Origin of the sequence: Pseudoalteromonas sp. SR43-2 (genome assembly GCF_014163885.1) — a bacterium.
GTDB classification, from domain to species: domain Bacteria; phylum Pseudomonadota; class Gammaproteobacteria; order Enterobacterales; family Alteromonadaceae; genus Pseudoalteromonas; species Pseudoalteromonas distincta.
The window spans coordinates 1-17,361 of sequence record NZ_JACJED010000026.1 but is presented as its reverse complement, the minus strand read 5'-3'; the positions used below and the strand labels follow the sequence as shown (position 1 = coordinate 17,361).

Below are 17,361 nucleotides of genomic sequence, written 5' to 3'. Positions count from 1 at the left end.
CGTAAAAATATATATTGCTATGGTAAGTAAGCTGGGGGCTGTGCGCAATTATTTATTTTTATTAAGTTGTTCGGCGAGATCTATTAAATCTTGTGGGGTGTGCGCTATATCGTGATGATTTTGCGAAGGTTCCGTTAACGTCTCGTCGGTAACCCGGCTTAGTGTATAGCCTATATCATCAAGATTTATTAAAAAGCGTTCTTTATGCAAGGAGTTATAAATAAAGCGCTGCTTATCACTTGCGAGTAAATAATCGGTGCTATTGAAAAGGACTCCGTGTAAATCGTGATGATCTTTTAAATAATTAATTAACTCAGAAACGCTTATTTCGTTTCCAAGATCGCAATAACTATAGTCTTTAATAAGCTCGTCAAACATCATTTTTACTAATTGGCGGGTATTACTCCCTGCAGCAATAAGTGTACTCGCTTTTGTTATGCCATTACTATTTACATAGTATTCGGCAAATGCGCGGCTAAATTCGTTGTCTATGTCAATTAACAAATAGTTCGTTATTTCAGGTGGCATAGAGCTAGGACCTTGTTGCATCTAAGTAATTACCATTATTACTTAAATGCAGACGTTTCAATTGCTGTATTTTCAGTAAAAAGGTCTAAAGAGAAAACATACTAATAAGTAAATAACCTATAGCACAAAAAACAGCAAATTCTATGCATGCTACCCCAATATTATCTTGATGGTCTATTTCAAGAGCCGTATCAATATTTGGTAAAGAGATAATTTTTATCACATACGTTAAGCTGTAAAGTAGTATCCACATTACACCGCAATGCATTACAAGTGTAAATATGTTTTCAACCATTTTACCGTTTTGAAATGCTGCGCTAGATAAACCAGCATATACAGCCAACGCTAAGCCAATTGATTTTCCAGCATATCTTATACCAATAGATGTATTTTCTAGGTTAAAGTTACTTTGTAGTGACGCACCTTGGTTTGCTTTTGCAAAACGGTGTTCTCGTATTTTGCTATCAAGTGCAAACATCCCCTGAAGTGTAAAAAAGCTAACGCAAGCAATAAGTAAGTTGCTAAACCCTTGGGTGTGCGTCCACGTGTACAAGCCCAGAGCAATAATACAGTTAGCGATTAACATTCCTGAGTCTACCAATGCAGCACATACATTTTGTTTTAGTATGGCAGCTTCTTCATTAAATCTGTGGAGTATCCATTTTCTGTGAATTAAATGGCCCACTTTTATAAAAGTGAATAAGAGAACAATAATAATTAACACTTTTAACGGGTTTGACTGTGCAGTGCTTACGCTTATTTCGTCAAATAAAAAGGCTATAGTGGCTATAACAACCGATATTTCAGATGCAAAACTAATACCCATGGCAAAGTTGTCGTGTTGCGCTAACTCATCTTTAAGCGCTTGTTTTGCTTTGATTTGAGTGACAACTCGTAAACAAAAAATAGTTATGCAAATAACCGCAAAACTAATGGCAATCGCAATAAAACTAGTGTTAGATAAAGACAAATATGACATGGTGATCCTAATTAAGTTAACCTTTCTAGGTTTTAATCATTCTAGTACGGTTATTGATGATATAAAAGAGAGGATTGATGAGTAACGTAAAGCAACTTCCTATTCAATTACAAAAACTTGGCTTGATGCGCTTTGAACAGTTATACCCGCAGCAAAGTAAACAAAGTGAAGTTGTAAGGTTATTAGCATTAAGCGACTTTGCTTGGCGCAGTTTAGAGTCACAACCTGATTTAAATACCTGGCTATTATGCAAAGACGAAATACAAAATAGAGTAATAGATTCTCCTTTTAAAAACCTGAATTTAGCTGACCTTGATGAAGCACAGTGCCATAAAGTACTTCGTCAATATCGTGAAAAGTACTGGCTTAAAGTCGCCTTTTTAGATTTATGCTGTAACAACCCCATTGCCGATAGTATTAATTACATAAGCCAACTGGCTGACATGTTAATTAATAGCGCCAACCAATGGGCGCATGCACAGGTGGCAAAAGTAAATGGTGAACCGCTTGATGAGCAAAACCAAGCAATGCCGCTAATGGTATTGGGGATGGGGAAGCTTGGCGGACAGGAGCTAAATTATTCCTCTGATATTGATCTTATTTTTGCGTATCCGCGCAGCACAAAAACCCAAGGTGGCCGCAGAAGCCTTGAGGCCCAAGTGTTTTATACCAAAGTTGCACAAAAACTGATTGCAGCACTTAACCAAGCCACCGGTGATGGGCAGGTATTTAGAGTTGATATGCGCTTACGTCCGTTTGGCGAAAGCGGCCCTTTGGTTATGAGCTTTAATGCCATTGAAGATTACTACCAAGAACAAGGGCGCGACTGGGAACGCTACGCCATGTTAAAAGGGCGCTTAATTGGCACCCCTAATAAATATTGGGATGAATTTATTAAGCTTTTAAAGCCGTTTGTTTACCGCCGGTATATTGATTTTTCGGTGATTGAATCCTTGCGTAAAATGAAGTTAATGATTGCACAAGAGGTTCGCCGTAAACGCTTAACTAATAATATAAAACTAGGCGCTGGTGGTATTCGTGAAGTTGAATTTATAGTGCAAGCCCTGCAAATGGTAAGAGGTGGGCGAGAGGCTAATTTACAAACCCAATCTTTACTTACAGCATTAAATGAGTTGGCACTTAACCAAGTTATAGATGAGCAAGAAGCAAGCGAGCTGAGGCGCAATTACCTTTATTTACGTAAAGTTGAGCAGTACCTTCAAATATTTGACGATCAGCAAACGCAAACACTCCCCGATGATGAATTGAATCAGCAACGCTTAAATTTATTATTAGAACAAGCTGATTTTTCTGCCACTTTAAACACTATAGAAAAGGTGATGAAACAAGTTAACGGTGAGTTTGCACTTGTGATTGGCGAGGAAACCGTGCCACTTGATACCTGTGAAGGCGCATTTATTAGTGCTTGGGATCATGGTGATGTGAGCTTTTTAAAAGAGGCCAGAGATGAATGGCAAGCACCCCTTAACGATTTTAAATTAAGGCTGTCTAAGGTAAATATAGGTAACCGAGGGCGTGACACTCTTGATAAGTTAATGCCCGTTTTACTAAATCAATTAAATGACTTTAATGCCAGTGCAGCAGCTTTCACAATGGTTTGCCAAATTTTTAATAAGATAATTTCGCGTACTGCCTATTTAGAATTGCTTTACGAAAACCAAGGTGCATTAAAGCAACTTGTTTTACTGTGTTGTCATAGCAAATGGATAGGGGAGCATATTTCTCGCTACCCCATATTACTTGATGAACTAATAGACCCCGCAGTTCTTTATAAACCAACCCCGCTCACGTCGTATAAAGATGAAATAAGACAGTATTTTTTACGAATAGAGCATGACGATTTAGAACTGCAAATGGAGTCGCTTAGGCAATTTAAGCAAACGCATCAATTACGAATTGCTGCCGCCGATGCAACCGGTGTTCTTGACGTAATGAAAGTAAGCGATCATTTAACCGTACTGGCAGAGGCGATTGTTGACCAAGCTGTTAATATTGCATGGCATAACACTGTTAAGCGCTTTGGTATGCCCCCTGGCACAGATGATGAAAATAAAGGTTTTGCTGTTATTGCATATGGTAAAACAGGTGGTTTAGAAGTCGGGTACGACTCAGATCTAGATTTGGTGTTTGTGCATAATCATGATGGCTCAAGCCTAACTAATGGTGAAAAACCGATAGATTCTCGTCAGTTTTATTTAAAGCTCGCTCAGCGCTTAATGCATTTATTTAATACCCGTACTGCATCGGGCATTTTATACGAGCTTGATACGCGATTACGTCCTGAAGGAGCCTCTGGTTTATTGGCTATCAATTTAGAGAGCTTTAATCACTATCAGCAAACTCAAGCATGGACGTGGGAGCATCAAGCACTTGTTCGGGCTCGATTAATTTTAGGTCAAAACGATCTGATAGATCGTTTTTCACAAATTCGTAAAAACATACTTTGCCAGCAGCGCGATGATACCGTGCTAAAAGCTGATGTAATAAAAATGCGCGAAAAAATGCGCGACCATCTAGCGAAGGGAAATATTGATCAATTTGATTTAAAACAAGATGTTGGTGGCATGGCTGATATTGAGTTTATTACGCAATATTTAGTACTTAAACACGCAAACGAGTTTGAACAGCTTACAGTTTACTCAGATAACGTAAGAATATTAACGGATGCGGCAAATATAGGTTGTATTACTAAAGAGCAAAAACAGCAGTTGATAAAAGCGTATATTGATTATCGCTCGTGTTATCACGTGTTAAGCTTGGAGCAAAAAGGCAAATTGATCCCGCGAGAAACGTTTTTACAAGATATTACTAACGTAACTAATATTTGGAATAGTATTTTTGAATTGAATTGAATTGAATTGAAAAACCCAAGCGCTTGCTTGGGTTTTTGTACGTGTAAACCCTTAAACCTTTAGTTTTAAACAGTTTGTACGTACAAATTCTGATGGTAATTCGGTAATAACCGCTGCTCTTTGTTTATGGCAAAAGTAAGTATAAACCTCATGCTCAAAGTCATCATTTATAGCGCGTCCAATTTGGTACAGTGCTGAAGTAAAGTTACTGTCTACTCTAAAATGATCTTTAACTACGTAATCTTTACTTAAGTACCAGTAAAGCTCAATCCCCTCGTTTTTAGCATATTGATTAAGTACATCTTTAAGAGTTGTGCCATTTTCAAAGCGCCTAGGTTCAACCTCTCCAGTCCAAGTGGTCGGCATTGGATCTACTGTTCGCGCACGTTCAGCCAATACTCTATCCAAGGTTTGTTCTGGTGTTTTAAGTTTTAAAACAAATTGATCTCGTTCTTTATTACTTTTTACTTGGTTACGAATGGAGGAGTAAAAGCGTGATAATCCTTCGGCGGCTGCATTTTTAGATTTTTTAATATCAAATACAGAACCATCACCCACTAAGAAGTATACGGCGAGTGCTATTAGCACGGCTGCAAATGATAAATGTCTAATCCAAAACCACATGATTATTACCCACCTTATTTGTTCCTATTATTGTTATACCATTACTTTTTGTAAAAAGAAGGGGTATTTTTATCCGGTCGAGTTTTAAAGCGACGGTGTAGCCACATGTATTGCTCTGGAGCGGCATTAACAGATTGTTCCATGCGTTGATTTACACGTGTTACATCAGCCTTATCATCACCACTTGGGAAGTTTTCAAGCTCAGGTACTACCTCTAAATGATACTTACCATTTTCGTCGCGACGCGAGATTAAGCTCATAGTTTCGCAGTTTTTACTGCCAGCAAACATAAGAGTACCTGTTGTCGTTGCTGTGTCAGGGACGGCGTAAAATGGCACAAATTCACAGCGGTTACGGCCGTAATCTTGGTCAGGTAAGTAATAGCATACTTTTTTGTTTTTTAATGATTTTAGTAAGCCTTTTACATCTTTTCGGCCAATTAGGTATTCGTTAGAACGAAGGCGGCCATTCGTTGTAAAGTATTCCATTAGAGCGTTGTTATGAGGGCGGTAAAAGCCTAAACCTTGGCATTTTAATCCCATTACACGACTCGCCATTTCAAGATGCAGAATATGAGGTACAAGTAATAAAACACCTTTACCAGATGCCTGTACGCGCTCAAAATGCTCCAAACCTTTGATTGAGCCATATACACTTTTTACTCGCCACTGCGGCCACCACCAAGCCATGCCGGTTTCAACCATTGCAATGCCGGTGTTTTCCATATTTTTGAGTACAAGTTTTTTTTGATCTGCTTCGCTCATATCAGGAAAGCACAGCTTAATGTTTACTTCTGCAATATGGCGACGGCGCTTCATAAATTTATGGACTAAGCGGCCAAGTTGCTTACCCATTGCCAGCTGTAGCTTTTGTGGTAGCCAAGAAATTAAGTATAAAAATAAAACGCCAACCCACGTTAGCCAGTATCGAGGGCCTAAAAAAGATGCTTTAAAAGGAGATGAGGTGACCACAAAAATCTCTCTGAGAATAAAAACGATAGTTTAACGCTAAGCGCTATAAAATACAAAAAGCCAGCTACATGCTGGCTTTGAATAAATTTATATTATGTTTAGCTGTAAAGTTAAGCTGATTTTAAACCTTGGTTTATAGCAACTAAATCTTCACTTGTTAATGTACCCGCTGCTTGTTTTAAGCGAAGGGTAGATAACACATAACGGTAACGCACATCAGCAAGGTTACGTTTTGCATCGTATAAATTTTGCGTACTCACGAGTACGTCAACAATGGTACGAGTACCTACTTCAAAACCGGCTTCAGTTGCTTTAAGGGCACTTTGAGCTGAAACAACCGCTTGCTCTAGCGCTTTATAAGTCGCAATATCTGAAACAACTTGATTATAAGATGTAATTACTGTGCGAGTGACTGCGCGGTAATTTGTTTCATAATCTTGGCTCGCTGATACGTAAAACGCACGCGCTTGGTTTGTTGCAGCAACCGTTGCGCCACCTGAATATAAAGGTACGCTAAAGTTAAGCCCAACAGAACTAGAGTCTGAACGCGGTTGGTCATAAAAATTAGCGCCATTTATTTGAGTGTCTGTATGAGTGTCTGTAAGAGAGTCACCATAACTTGCACTTAGAGTTAGTTTTGGATAATGACCCGCTTTTGCTAATTCAATTTGATCTTTTGCAATATCAACCGTTACTTTAGAGACTTGTAAGTTGATATTTTTATCTTCAGCTACTTTAACAAAGTCGCTTGAGCGCTTCGTTGGCTTAGTTGTTGAGAAAGTATCTGTATTTAAAAAGTCTAATTTTTCGTGATATTTACCAGTTATCTCACGAAGTTGCTCGCGTGCAGTTTCTACAGCATTACTGGCAATAATTTCTTGGGCTACTGAGTTATCAAACTGAGCTTGTGCTTCGTGTACGTCTGTTATAGCTGTTAAACCTACTGCATAACGTTGTTTTGTTTGCTCAAGTTGACGTGCAATGGCACGTTTTTCAGCTTCGACAAATTCAAGGTTATCACTGGCACTTAATACGTTAAAATAACCTTCAGCAACGCGTACAATTAAATTTTGTTTAGCTGCATCATATAGGCCGCTTGCTTGTAGAGCTTGCTTATCGGCAATATCTAAAGTGTTCCAAGCACCTAAATCAAATAATGTTTGGCTTAAACTTACACCACGAGAGAATTGGTCTGTGTCACTTTCAACTTTAACTTGGTTAGATAAGTCGCCAACGCTTTGGTACGACGTTGCATCGCTTTTTGTATAACCCATAGTTAAACCAATTTGAGGTAATAGTGCACTCATCGCCAAATCGCTTTGGTAAGACTGCGCATCGGCTTGGGCTTTTGCTTTTAAAACAGTAGGATCGTTAGCTGTTGCTATTTCAAAAACTTGTAGTAAATCTTCAGCTTTCACTGCTGTTGCACTTAGTGCGCATGATAAACTAACTAGCGCCGCAAGAATGTTCTTTTTCATGTGGGGTTCGGTCCTTAGACAATTTTTGTACTAAAAGCATGTTAACCTGTTTTACTACATAACAAAAAAAATAATTAGTAAAACAGTATGTTCAAGTGTAACAGAATATATTAACGCATTTTAAAGCTTTAGATAAGTAGGAGGTAGGTACGTGGTTGATAAAAAGCTCGTTCAATTTACACATAAAGATGTAAATTTAAAGCCAATAAAAAACCTTTATAAAGGTTTTTTTCAGGTTGATTTATACCAGTTTGAACATGCTCTTTTTGCGGGTGGAAAATCAGAGCTAATTAGCCGAGAAATATTAGAACGTGGCGATGCAATTGCAGTACTTCCTTACGACCCAATATCAGATACTGTTCTTTTAATTGAGCAAATACGTATTGGCGCCATTAAAAGTAAGCATTCGCCGTGGCTACTAGAATGTATAGCCGGAATGACAGACGGCAGTACGGATTACGAATCTGTTGTAAAAAAAGAAGCGTATGAAGAAGCAGGGCTTGAATTAATCGAGCTTGAATTTATGCTTTCATACCTATCAAGCCCAGGTGGAACAACTGAGCGCTTACACTTATATTTAGCACGTGCTGATTTAAGCCAAGTGAAATCAGGTGTATATGGTCTTGAAACTGAAGGAGAGGATATAAAAACTCATATTTTATCGGTTGATGATGCGCTAATGCGCCTCAATAACGGTGAAATGGATAATGCGGCAACGGTTATTTGTATGCAGTGGCTTGCGCTAAATCGCGAAAAAATGGCAAGCAAATGGGCATAAACTCTTACTAATATTATGGCGGAACTTTGACAGCACAATTAGCAACAAATCGATATATTCAAAGCCTCCCAAAGTATTTAACACTTTGTGAGCATAACTATGTGCGACTATTAAAGTTGTTACCGAGCGAGCGCAATATAGGAAGCATTCGTGAAGTAAAACTTGGCAACAGTGAATTTGCTACAAAAATTGATGGCAGCGCAAAATACACTATGGATATTTCAATTAAGCAGCTAACAGGAATGGTTAAAGGGATAGCGCCGCTGTATTTAACGGTGCGTTTGTATCACGATGCGAAAGTAGCTGAAATTATTCATCACGATTACCATCAACGCATAAAACCATCGTACGGATACCCCAACCCTAAAATGCATCAAAAAGATGAAAAGTATCAACTTAATGCTTTTTTATTCGACTGGTTAGTGGCCTGTGTAGAGCACGGGCAAGCAACATTAAATTGGGATGTAAATAATGGCTTGGTTTGATGATACATATACATTTGATAAATCATCTTTGTGCATTGCGCATATTACCGACAGCCATTTATTTGCAGATAAAAATGGTGAATATTTTAATGTAAATACTGCAGCTCATTTTGAACAAGCTTTGGCACACATCGCTGAGCAGCCAGTAGATTGCGTAATTTTTGGTGGTGATTTAACACAAGACCATAGTTTTGAATCGTACTTATTATTTAGTGAACTTATAAATGCCAGTGACATCACTTGCCCTGTATTTTGGGTACCAGGTAATCATGATGAACTAGTAATGCTTAATCGCATAAGTGGCGGAAAAATAAATTCGGCTAAACATATTATTGCTAACGGGGTTGAGCTGCTTCTTATTAATTCTAAAGGACCCACGCCCGCAGGATGGGTTACTGGCGCGCATTTAGATGAAATAACTGATACTTTAGTCAACTCGAATAATAGTAAAGTTATCTTTTGCCATCATAATCCGCTGCCAATAAATGGCTATCTTGATAAGCACTTATTAGAAAATGGTCCACAGCTTTTAAATATTTTAGTTAATAGTAATAATGTATCTGCGCTTTTTCATGGTCATGTACACAACGATTATGAACAAAATTTTAGAGGCTTGCCTATATATGCAAGTCCTGCCAGTTCAGTCCAGTTTGTAAAATACACTCCAAAGTGGGAGCAAAAAAATGCAGGGCCTGCTTACAGAATGCTAAATATAAAGAGTAAAAAAGATAAAGTTGAAGTAAAAACGGAAGTGGTATGGCTAAGCGCGTAATTTATATTCATGGCTTTAATAGTTCACAAAAATCATATAAAGCTGTGCGCTTTGGTGAGCTTATGGCAAACTATGACGTTGATTATTGTGTACCGAACTTAAACCACGAGCCCCTACAAGCTATAATTGAGCTTGAACAATTACTAACGCCAGATACCGTTTTATTAGGTAGCTCGTTAGGTGGTTTTTTTGCCACGTATTTATCGCAGCGTTATCAAATTCCTGCAGTGGTCATTAATCCCGCGGTCGCACCTTATAATTTATTACAGTCGTTACTTGGGCCTAATTATAATCCGTATCAAGATTATCATTACGATTTAAATAACAGTCATATTGAGGCGCTGAAATTACTCGCTGTAGATAAATTAGCACATCCTGAGTTACTGTATTTATTACAGCAAACAGGCGATGAAGTGTTGAACTTTCAACACGCAGTAAAATATTATTCGCAATGCAAGCAATTGATAGAGTTTGGTGGCGATCATAGCTACGTTGAATTTGAACGCACCTTTGCAAGTATTGTAGATTTTCTTAAAATCACGTAAAACTAGTTAGCCTGAACTGAGGTTAGTTACTATATTAACGCTTTAGCGCATATAACAATAAAACTAGTAAACGTATTAGAGCCTTAGCGGATATAAAGACAAAAACTATGAGTGATCAAAATTATAACGCCGAAGCCATTGAAGTACTTAATGGATTAGATCCGGTAAAACGACGCCCAGGGATGTACACCGATACCGTACGCCCAAACCATTTAGGCCAAGAGGTTATCGATAACAGTGTCGATGAAGCTATGGCGGGTCATGCTACTCGTATCGACGTAATTCTCCACGAAGATAACTCGCTCGAAGTGAGCGATGACGGACGTGGTATGCCTATTGATATTCATCCTGAGGAAGGTATCCCAGGGGTTGAACTAATTTTCACTAAGTTACACGCCGGTGGTAAGTTTTCTAATAAAAACTATCAATTTTCGGGTGGTTTACACGGTGTCGGTATTTCTGTAGTAAATGCGTTATCTACCCGTGTAGAAGTAACCGTAAGGCGCGACGCTCAACAATACAGAATGGCCTTTGAAAATGGCGATAAAGTAGAAGATTTGAGCGTAATTGGTACTGTTGGTAAGCGCAATACAGGTACCACCGTTCGTTTTTGGGCTGATGTTAGCTACTTTGATTCACCAAACTACTCAATTACCAAGCTTAATCATTTATTAAAAGCCAAAGCGGTTTTATGCCCAGGACTGCGTATTAAATTTGTTAATAAGCAAACAAAAGAAACCAAAGAATGGTTTTACGAAACGGGCTTAAAAGATTACCTAATTGAAGCCGTTAAAGGGTTTGAAACATTACCGCAAGACCCATTTGTTGGTGAATTTAAAAGCTCAATTGAAGGCGCTGATTGGGCTGTTGTATGGCTACCTGAAGGTGGCGAATCAATAGCGGAAAGCTACGTAAACTTAATTCCTACCGCGCAAGGTGGTACACATGTAAATGGTCTGCGCCAAGGCTTGCTTGAAGCAATGCGAGAGTTTTGTGAGTTTAGAAATTTACTACCTCGTGGCGTAAAGCTAACACCGGATGATATTTGGGAACGCTGTAGTTACGTATTGTCGGTTAAAATGCAAGATCCACAATTTGCAGGGCAAACCAAAGAAAAACTTTCATCACGTTCATGTGCCGCATTTGTATCGGGTGTTGTAAAAGATTCGTTTAGTTTATGGCTAAATGAACATACCGATACCGCAGAATTATTAGCTGAGTTATGTATTTCAAACGCGCAAAGCCGTTTGCGTGCAGCTAAAAAAGTTGTACGTAAACGAGTTACTGCAGGGCCTGCATTACCAGGTAAATTGACCGATTGTAGTGCTGCCGATAATGACCGAACCGAGCTGTTTTTAGTGGAAGGTGATTCTGCTGGTGGTTCTGCGAAACAAGCGCGAGACCGTGAATTTCAGGCAATTATGCCGCTACGTGGTAAAATTTTAAATACTTGGGAAGTAGAGTCGGGGCAAATACTAGCATCACAAGAAGTACATGATATTTCAGTGGCACTGGGTATTGATCCAGAATCAACAGATATGTCGGGACTGCGTTACAATAAAATTTGTATACTGGCCGATGCTGACTCGGATGGACTACACATCGCAACATTGTTATGTGCACTGTTTGTTCGTCATTTTCCAGAGTTAGTAAAAACAGGGCATGTGTATGTTGCAATGCCGCCATTATTTAGAATAGATATTGGTAAAGAAGTTTATTACGCCCTAGATGAAGAAGAGAAAACCGCTATTTTGGCGCGCATAGAAGCCGAGAAAAAACGCGGAAAAGTAAACGTACAACGATTCAAAGGTCTGGGTGAAATGAATCCGTTACAGCTTCGTGAAACCACTATGGATCCTAATACACGACGCTTAGTGCAGCTTACGCTTGATGAAGAAGTAGAAACCATGGAAATGATGGATATGCTACTTGCTAAAAAACGATCGCCTGATCGTCGTCAATGGTTAGAAGATCATGGTAACAAGGCACTCGTTTAATTGCTTGTGCCTAACACTAGGAGAGACGAATGAAAAAATTACTAGGAAGTTTGCTGTTACTTGGGCTGACTAGCGCTCCTGCAATGGCTAAAAATATACTTGATAAGCTCACCGTAGCACCTGGGTTTGAAATTAGTTTATTTGCAAATGATGTAGAAAATGCACGTCAAATAGCCGTTTCAAAAAAAGGTATTGTGTATGTTGGCTCTCGTAAAGCAGGCAACGTATATGCGCTTATTGATCACAATAGCGACGGCGTAGCAGATAAAAAAATTGTTGTGGCTAAAGGCTTAAACATGCCCTCTGGCATAGCAATTAAAGATGGCGATTTATATGTAGGCGAAGTGCATCGTATTATCCGCTTTAAAAATATTGATACCCAATTAAAAGATCCAAAGTTTGATGTGGTCTATAACAAACTACCGAGTGAGCGTCATCATGGTTGGAAATTTTTACGTTTTGCACCAACGGGAGAATTAATCATTCCGGTGGGTGTACCGTGTAATATTTGTGCTGAGGATGAACGTTTTGGTCGTATTTTTGCCCTTAATGTAGAAACAAAACAAATAAAAACAATAGCTAAAGGCGTTAGAAACACAGTGGGTTTTGATTTTCATCCTGCAACTCAAGCTTTATGGTTTAGTGATAACGGTCGCGACATGATGGGCGATGATATTCCGCCTGATGAGTTAAACCGTGCAACGCAAGAAGGTGAGCATTTTGGCTTTCCGTATGTTCATGCCGGTGCAATTATTGACCCTGAGTTTGGTGAAGGTAAAAACATTGCCGATTACACATCGCCAGCACTTGCACTTCCAGCGCATGTAGCGCCACTAGGTATTCATTTTTATAACGGTAAGCAATTTCCAGCAAGTTATAAGCAACAATTATTTGTTGCTGAACATGGCTCATGGAACCGTTCTAAAAAGTCAGGCTATAAAGTAGGCCTTGCAACAATCGAAGTAGGTCGGGTAACTAAATATACGCCATTTATTACTGGCTTTATGAAAGACGAAACAACATTTGGACGCCCTGTTGCATTTGCAGAATTAGGTGACGGCAGTCTGTTAGTAAGCGATGATTACGCCAATGTAATCTACCGTGTAAGCTATAAGAAAAACTAGGTAAGCTTTAATGAGTGATACAGATACCTTGCTAATGCAAGGAATTGAGCAACAAACAATGGGGCGTTTTACCGAAGACGCCTATTTAAATTATTCCATGTACGTAATCATGGATCGTGCCCTACCGCATGTAGGTGATGGCTTAAAACCAGTGCAGCGTCGTATTATTTATGCGATGAGTGAACTGGGCTTGTCGGCTAACGCTAAGTACAAAAAATCAGCCCGTACAGTGGGTGACGTACTCGGTAAGTACCATCCACACGGCGACAGTGCCTGTTACGAAGCTATGGTATTAATGGCTCAGCCGTTTTCTTATCGCTACCCTTTGGTAGATGGACAAGGAAACTGGGGGGCGGCAGATGACCCTAAATCGTTTGCAGCAATGCGTTATACCGAAGCGCGTTTATCTAAGTTTTCTGAAGTACTGCTAAAAGAGCTTGGCCAAGGCACTGTTGATTGGACGCCAAACTTTGATGGCACCATGGATGAACCTGTAGTATTGCCTTCTCGTTTACCGCATATTTTACTCAATGGTATAACGGGTATCGCCGTAGGTATGGCAACAGATATTCCGCCACATAACGTACGTGAAGTGGCTAGCGCATGTTGTTTATTACTTGATAAACCAAAAACAGAGCTTGAAGAATTACTTGAGCTTGTACATGCACCAGATTACCCAACAGATGCTGAAATAATTACCCCAAAAGCCGATATTCATAAAATATATAAAACCGGTCGTGGGTCAATCAAAATGCGTGCGGTTTACACCGAAGAGCATGGCGATATTGTTATTACAGCGCTGCCGCATCAGTGTTCAGGTGGTAAAGTACTTGAGCAAATTGCAGCGCAAATGAACGCTAAAAAATTACCTATGATTGCTGATTTACGTGACGAGTCAGATCATGAAAATCCAACGCGCATTGTAATTATTCCGCGCTCAAACCGCATTAAAGCTGAGCCATTAATGGCTCACTTATTTGCAACCACCGATCTTGAAAAAAATTACCGCGTAAACTTAAACATGCTAGGCCTAGATGGTCGCCCGCAAGTTAAAGACTTGCGCTGTATTTTAAGTGAGTGGCTAACATTTAGACGCGAAACAGTGCGTCGTCGTTTGCAGTATCGTTTAGATAAAGTATTAGCACGTTTGCATATTTTAGAAGGTTTATTAGCCGCCTTTTTAAATATCGATGAAGTGATTGAAATCATTCGCAGCGAAGACAAACCAAAGCCTGTATTAATGGAGCGCTTTGATTTATCTGATACTCAAGCAGAAGCAATTTTAGAATTAAAACTTCGTCATTTAGCAAAACTTGAAGAGTTTAAAATTCGCGGTGAGCAAGATGAACTATCCAAAGAGCGTGATAAATTAGCGCAAATTTTGGGCTCAGAACGTCGTATGTCGACACTGCTTAAAAAAGAAATTCAAGAAGCCGCTGAAATGTACGGTGACGATCGTCGCTCGCCAGTGATTGAGCGTTCAGAAGCGAAAGCACTTAACGAAAAAGATTTAATTCCATCAGAGTCAGTCACTGTTGTGCTATCTGATAAAGGCTGGGCACGCGTTGGTAAAGGCCATGATTTAGATGTACAAGGCTTAAATTACCGTTCAGGTGATGGCTTTAGAGCCTCGGCTCGGGGTAAGAGCAATCAACCTGCTGTATTTTTAGATTCAGCAGGGCGGGCATTTGCAACCGATGCGCACAGTCTGCCTTCGGCGCGTAGCCAAGGTGAACCAATGACAGGTCGTTTTAACTTAACACCAGGTGCTAATTTTGAGCACGTGGTAATGAGTGAAGACGAGCAAGTATTGCTTATGGCGTCAGATGCAGGTTACGGCTTTATTACTGACTTTAAAGACTTAGTGAGTAAAAATAAAAATGGTAAAGCGCTGGTAAGTGTCCCTAAGGGTGGAATATTACTTTCTCCTATTAGGGTGAACGATGTTGCTAGTGATTACTGTATGGCTATTTCTAACGAAGGTCGCATGCTTTTATTCCCGCTACGTGACTTACCAAAACTTAGCAAAGGTAAAGGGAATAAGATTATTTCTATTCCTGGAGCTAAAGTACAAGCCCGTGAAGAGTTTGTAAAAGTGCTTGCTGTTGTGCCACAAGGAAGCAGTGTTACGCTTCATGCTGGTAAGCGTAAACTAACGCTTAAACCATCTGATTTAGAGCATTATCATGGTGAGCGAGGGCGTAGGGGTAATAAACTACCGCGCGGCTTACAGCGTGTTGACGAAGCCGTTGTTGAGCTAACCCCACAAGATGATGAACCAATAGAAGCCATTAACGAAGAGTAACCAATTACTTTTTTGTATAAATAAAAACGGTCTGCATTTGCAGGCCGTTTTTGTTTTAAAGTAAAGAGCTTGCATACTTCAGCGTACACTTGTGCGCTATTGACTCGTCTGTGTCACAAATTAACGCTATAATAATCATAATTGATTTTTGGAGAAACTCATTTGCTAGCTGTTATACGCGTTTTTATTATGCTGATGTTTATATTATTCAGTTGTATTTTTGGTTTATTACTTTCGATTGTAAGACCATTTCATCCCAATAATGTACATATTATAGCGGGCTGGTTTGGCTCAATGGCTAAAATGATTGGCGTTAAATTAGTTTTAACACGTCATGAAGATGCAATTGATGCAGGCCCTGCAGTTTATGTTGCTAATCATCAAAATAGCTACGACTTATTTACAGTGCCTGCAATGGTGCCTAAAAACTGCGTAAGTTTGGGGAAAAAGAGCTTAAAGTGGATCCCATTTTTCGGTCAGCTTTATTGGTTGTCGGGTAATATATTAATAGACAGATCGAATCGCTCCAAAGCAGCGGGAACTATCTCCAAAGCAGCCGAAAAAATTAAAAATAATGGCTTATCTGTATGGATGTTTCCAGAAGGCACACGAAGCTATGGAAGAGGGTTGCTACCGTTCAAAACAGGTGCTTTTCACACCGCAATGAGCGCAGATGTACCCATAATTCCGGTATGTATGAATACAACACATAAAACCATTAAGCTAAATCGTTGGGATAATGGTACAATTTACATCGAAATGTTAGCGCCTATACCGCTTGATAAAGAAATTAGCGCGCGTGAGCATGCTAAAAGCGTGCATAGCATTATGGCTGCTAAAATAACTGAATTAGATGCTCAAGTGAGAGAAAAATAATGGAAAACTGGCGTGAAATAAGTGAAGACATCGTAAGTTCACTACTTGAAGATGGATCAGATCCTGAAATACTTTATGAAGTAGAACACCATTTTGTGTGTGAAGACTTCCCTAAACTAGAGCAAGCTGCATTGGCTGCTTTTAAATTAGGCTACGATGTTGAAGAGCCAGCAGAGCTTGAACTTGAAGATGGCAGTAAAATTTGGAGCTTTGACATTGTAGTTGAAGCTGAGCTAGACGTAGACGTTATTATGGAAGACGTTGATAAGCTAGCGCAACTAGCCGTTGAGTGCGATGTTGAATACGACGGCTGGGGCACTTACTTTCAAGAGTAATTAGCTGACTGTTATATAAAAAGGCGATCATTGCAAAGTGCTCGTCTTTTTTAATGCCTGTAAAAGCGTGCTAGCAAACATGCGCTGCCCTTTAGATAGTAACTCTTTGTTGCCTAAATCGATGTGGTAAGGGGCGTGAACAGGACGCGGAAGCTTTGCTCTGTTTTTACATACTTTCACATAAAGGTAAGCCAGTCGCATAACGTAGGAATAGCTACCTGGCTGGCTAGGTTATAAACCTCGCGCCGCGATTTAACAGCCCCTAGATTAAACTAATTTCAATCCACAAAAAAACACGCCGAGTTCTGCTAAAAAATCTAATATGAGCTAAATTAAATTAACCATCTAGGTATTTTTAATACTTTATTTAAAACTTATTGGTATTTTTTGTATAAATATCATTAATAAAATTATCTACAAAAAAGAATTCCTCCCACTGAGCTCAAATACCTCTTAAGTTTTTTAAGCTAGCTTTCACTAATATTTAATTTTTAAATTCTTATTTCAAATGCATCTTGTACTGCCATGCTTAAATTTTATTTATACAAATAGTACGAGGTAATTGGTTAACCAATGGTGTTTTAGTGCATTAAACTGAACGTAAGCTTTACTACGTAAAATAAAAACTAATAAATTTTATTATTACAAAAGTATGATTTTTTGGTTGTTTAATAAATTACCAATCAAATTG

15 protein-coding genes are annotated in these 17,361 nt (G+C 39.1%); 10 read left to right on the top strand and 5 right to left on the bottom strand.

Translation table 11 applies throughout. The annotated features are described in order from the left end of the window. Positions 1-48: 48 nt before the first annotated feature. Both H5120_RS18105 and H5120_RS18100 read right to left on the bottom strand, forming a co-directional pair. Positions 49-549: a hypothetical protein gene (locus tag H5120_RS18105; protein ID WP_182675684.1), complete on the bottom strand. Its 501-nt coding sequence runs from the start codon at positions 547-549 to the stop codon at positions 49-51. 64 nt (positions 550-613) lie between these two features. Further along, complete coding sequence (locus H5120_RS18100) at positions 614-1,507, bottom strand: hypothetical protein (protein WP_039488320.1); 894 nt, start codon at positions 1,505-1,507, stop codon at positions 614-616. Positions 1,508-1,584: 77 nt separating this feature from the next. Between H5120_RS18100 and glnE the strand changes: the two genes are divergently transcribed. Continuing rightward, on the top strand, positions 1,585-4,380 hold the full coding sequence (gene glnE, locus H5120_RS18095) for a bifunctional [glutamate--ammonia ligase]-adenylyl-L-tyrosine phosphorylase/[glutamate--ammonia-ligase] adenylyltransferase (protein ID WP_138489655.1): 2,796 nt from the start codon (positions 1,585-1,587) through the stop codon (positions 4,378-4,380). A 51-nt stretch (positions 4,381-4,431) separates the two neighbouring features. Here glnE and H5120_RS18090 read toward each other — a convergent pair whose 3' ends face one another. From H5120_RS18090 to tolC, 3 genes are all read right to left on the bottom strand, one after another. Beyond that, positions 4,432-5,004 carry a toxin co-regulated pilus biosynthesis Q family protein gene (locus H5120_RS18090; RefSeq protein WP_024596226.1) on the bottom strand — a complete coding sequence of 191 codons (573 nt, stop codon included), beginning with the start codon at positions 5,002-5,004 and terminating at the stop codon, positions 4,432-4,434. Between the two features lie 41 nt (positions 5,005-5,045). Then, positions 5,046-5,975: an LpxL/LpxP family Kdo(2)-lipid IV(A) lauroyl/palmitoleoyl acyltransferase gene (lpxL, locus tag H5120_RS18085; protein WP_154903706.1), complete on the bottom strand. Its 930-nt coding sequence runs from the start codon at positions 5,973-5,975 to the stop codon at positions 5,046-5,048. A gap of 110 nt (positions 5,976-6,085) precedes the next feature. After that, positions 6,086-7,453 carry an outer membrane channel protein TolC gene (gene tolC, locus H5120_RS18080; protein WP_182675683.1) on the bottom strand — a complete coding sequence of 456 codons (1,368 nt, stop codon included), beginning with the start codon at positions 7,451-7,453 and terminating at the stop codon, positions 6,086-6,088. A gap of 151 nt (positions 7,454-7,604) precedes the next feature. Between tolC and H5120_RS18075 the strand changes: the two genes are divergently transcribed. From H5120_RS18075 to rraB, 9 genes are all read left to right on the top strand, one after another. Further along, complete coding sequence (locus H5120_RS18075; protein ID WP_182675682.1) at positions 7,605-8,231, top strand: NUDIX domain-containing protein; 627 nt, start codon at positions 7,605-7,607, stop codon at positions 8,229-8,231. Positions 8,232-8,257: 26 nt separating this feature from the next. Beyond that, positions 8,258-8,716 (top strand): DUF1249 domain-containing protein, encoded by a 459-nt coding sequence (locus H5120_RS18070; RefSeq protein WP_182675681.1) that lies wholly within the window; start codon positions 8,258-8,260, stop codon positions 8,714-8,716. Next, positions 8,703-9,488 carry a metallophosphoesterase gene (locus tag H5120_RS18065; RefSeq protein WP_182675680.1) on the top strand — a complete coding sequence of 262 codons (786 nt, stop codon included), beginning with the start codon at positions 8,703-8,705 and terminating at the stop codon, positions 9,486-9,488. Before H5120_RS18070 ends, H5120_RS18065 begins: the two co-directional genes overlap by 14 nt. Continuing rightward, positions 9,473-10,033 carry a YqiA/YcfP family alpha/beta fold hydrolase gene (locus tag H5120_RS18060; RefSeq protein WP_002961960.1) on the top strand — a complete coding sequence of 187 codons (561 nt, stop codon included), beginning with the start codon at positions 9,473-9,475 and terminating at the stop codon, positions 10,031-10,033. The genes H5120_RS18065 and H5120_RS18060 overlap by 16 nt, the downstream gene beginning before the upstream one ends. A 107-nt stretch (positions 10,034-10,140) precedes the next feature. Then, positions 10,141-12,030: a DNA topoisomerase IV subunit B gene (gene parE / locus H5120_RS18055; RefSeq protein WP_002961961.1), complete on the top strand. Its 1,890-nt coding sequence runs from the start codon at positions 10,141-10,143 to the stop codon at positions 12,028-12,030. 29 nt (positions 12,031-12,059) lie between these two features. Further along, the gene (locus H5120_RS18050; RefSeq protein WP_024605067.1) at positions 12,060-13,154 is read left to right on the top strand and encodes a sorbosone dehydrogenase family protein; all 1,095 of its coding nucleotides are present in this window, start codon (positions 12,060-12,062) and stop codon (positions 13,152-13,154) included. A gap of 10 nt (positions 13,155-13,164) precedes the next feature. Continuing rightward, positions 13,165-15,459, top strand: coding sequence for a DNA topoisomerase IV subunit A (gene parC / locus H5120_RS18045; protein ID WP_182675679.1), 2,295 nt, complete (start codon positions 13,165-13,167; stop codon positions 15,457-15,459). A gap of 162 nt (positions 15,460-15,621) precedes the next feature. After that, positions 15,622-16,335, top strand: a complete 714-nt coding sequence (locus tag H5120_RS18040; RefSeq protein ID WP_182671483.1) for a 1-acylglycerol-3-phosphate O-acyltransferase — start codon at positions 15,622-15,624, stop codon at positions 16,333-16,335. Continuing rightward, entirely contained in the window at positions 16,335-16,670 is a 336-nt protein-coding gene (rraB, locus tag H5120_RS18035) for a ribonuclease E inhibitor RraB (RefSeq protein WP_002961968.1), read from the top strand. The genes H5120_RS18040 and rraB overlap by 1 nt, the downstream gene beginning before the upstream one ends. Positions 16,671-17,361 lie beyond the last annotated feature (691 nt).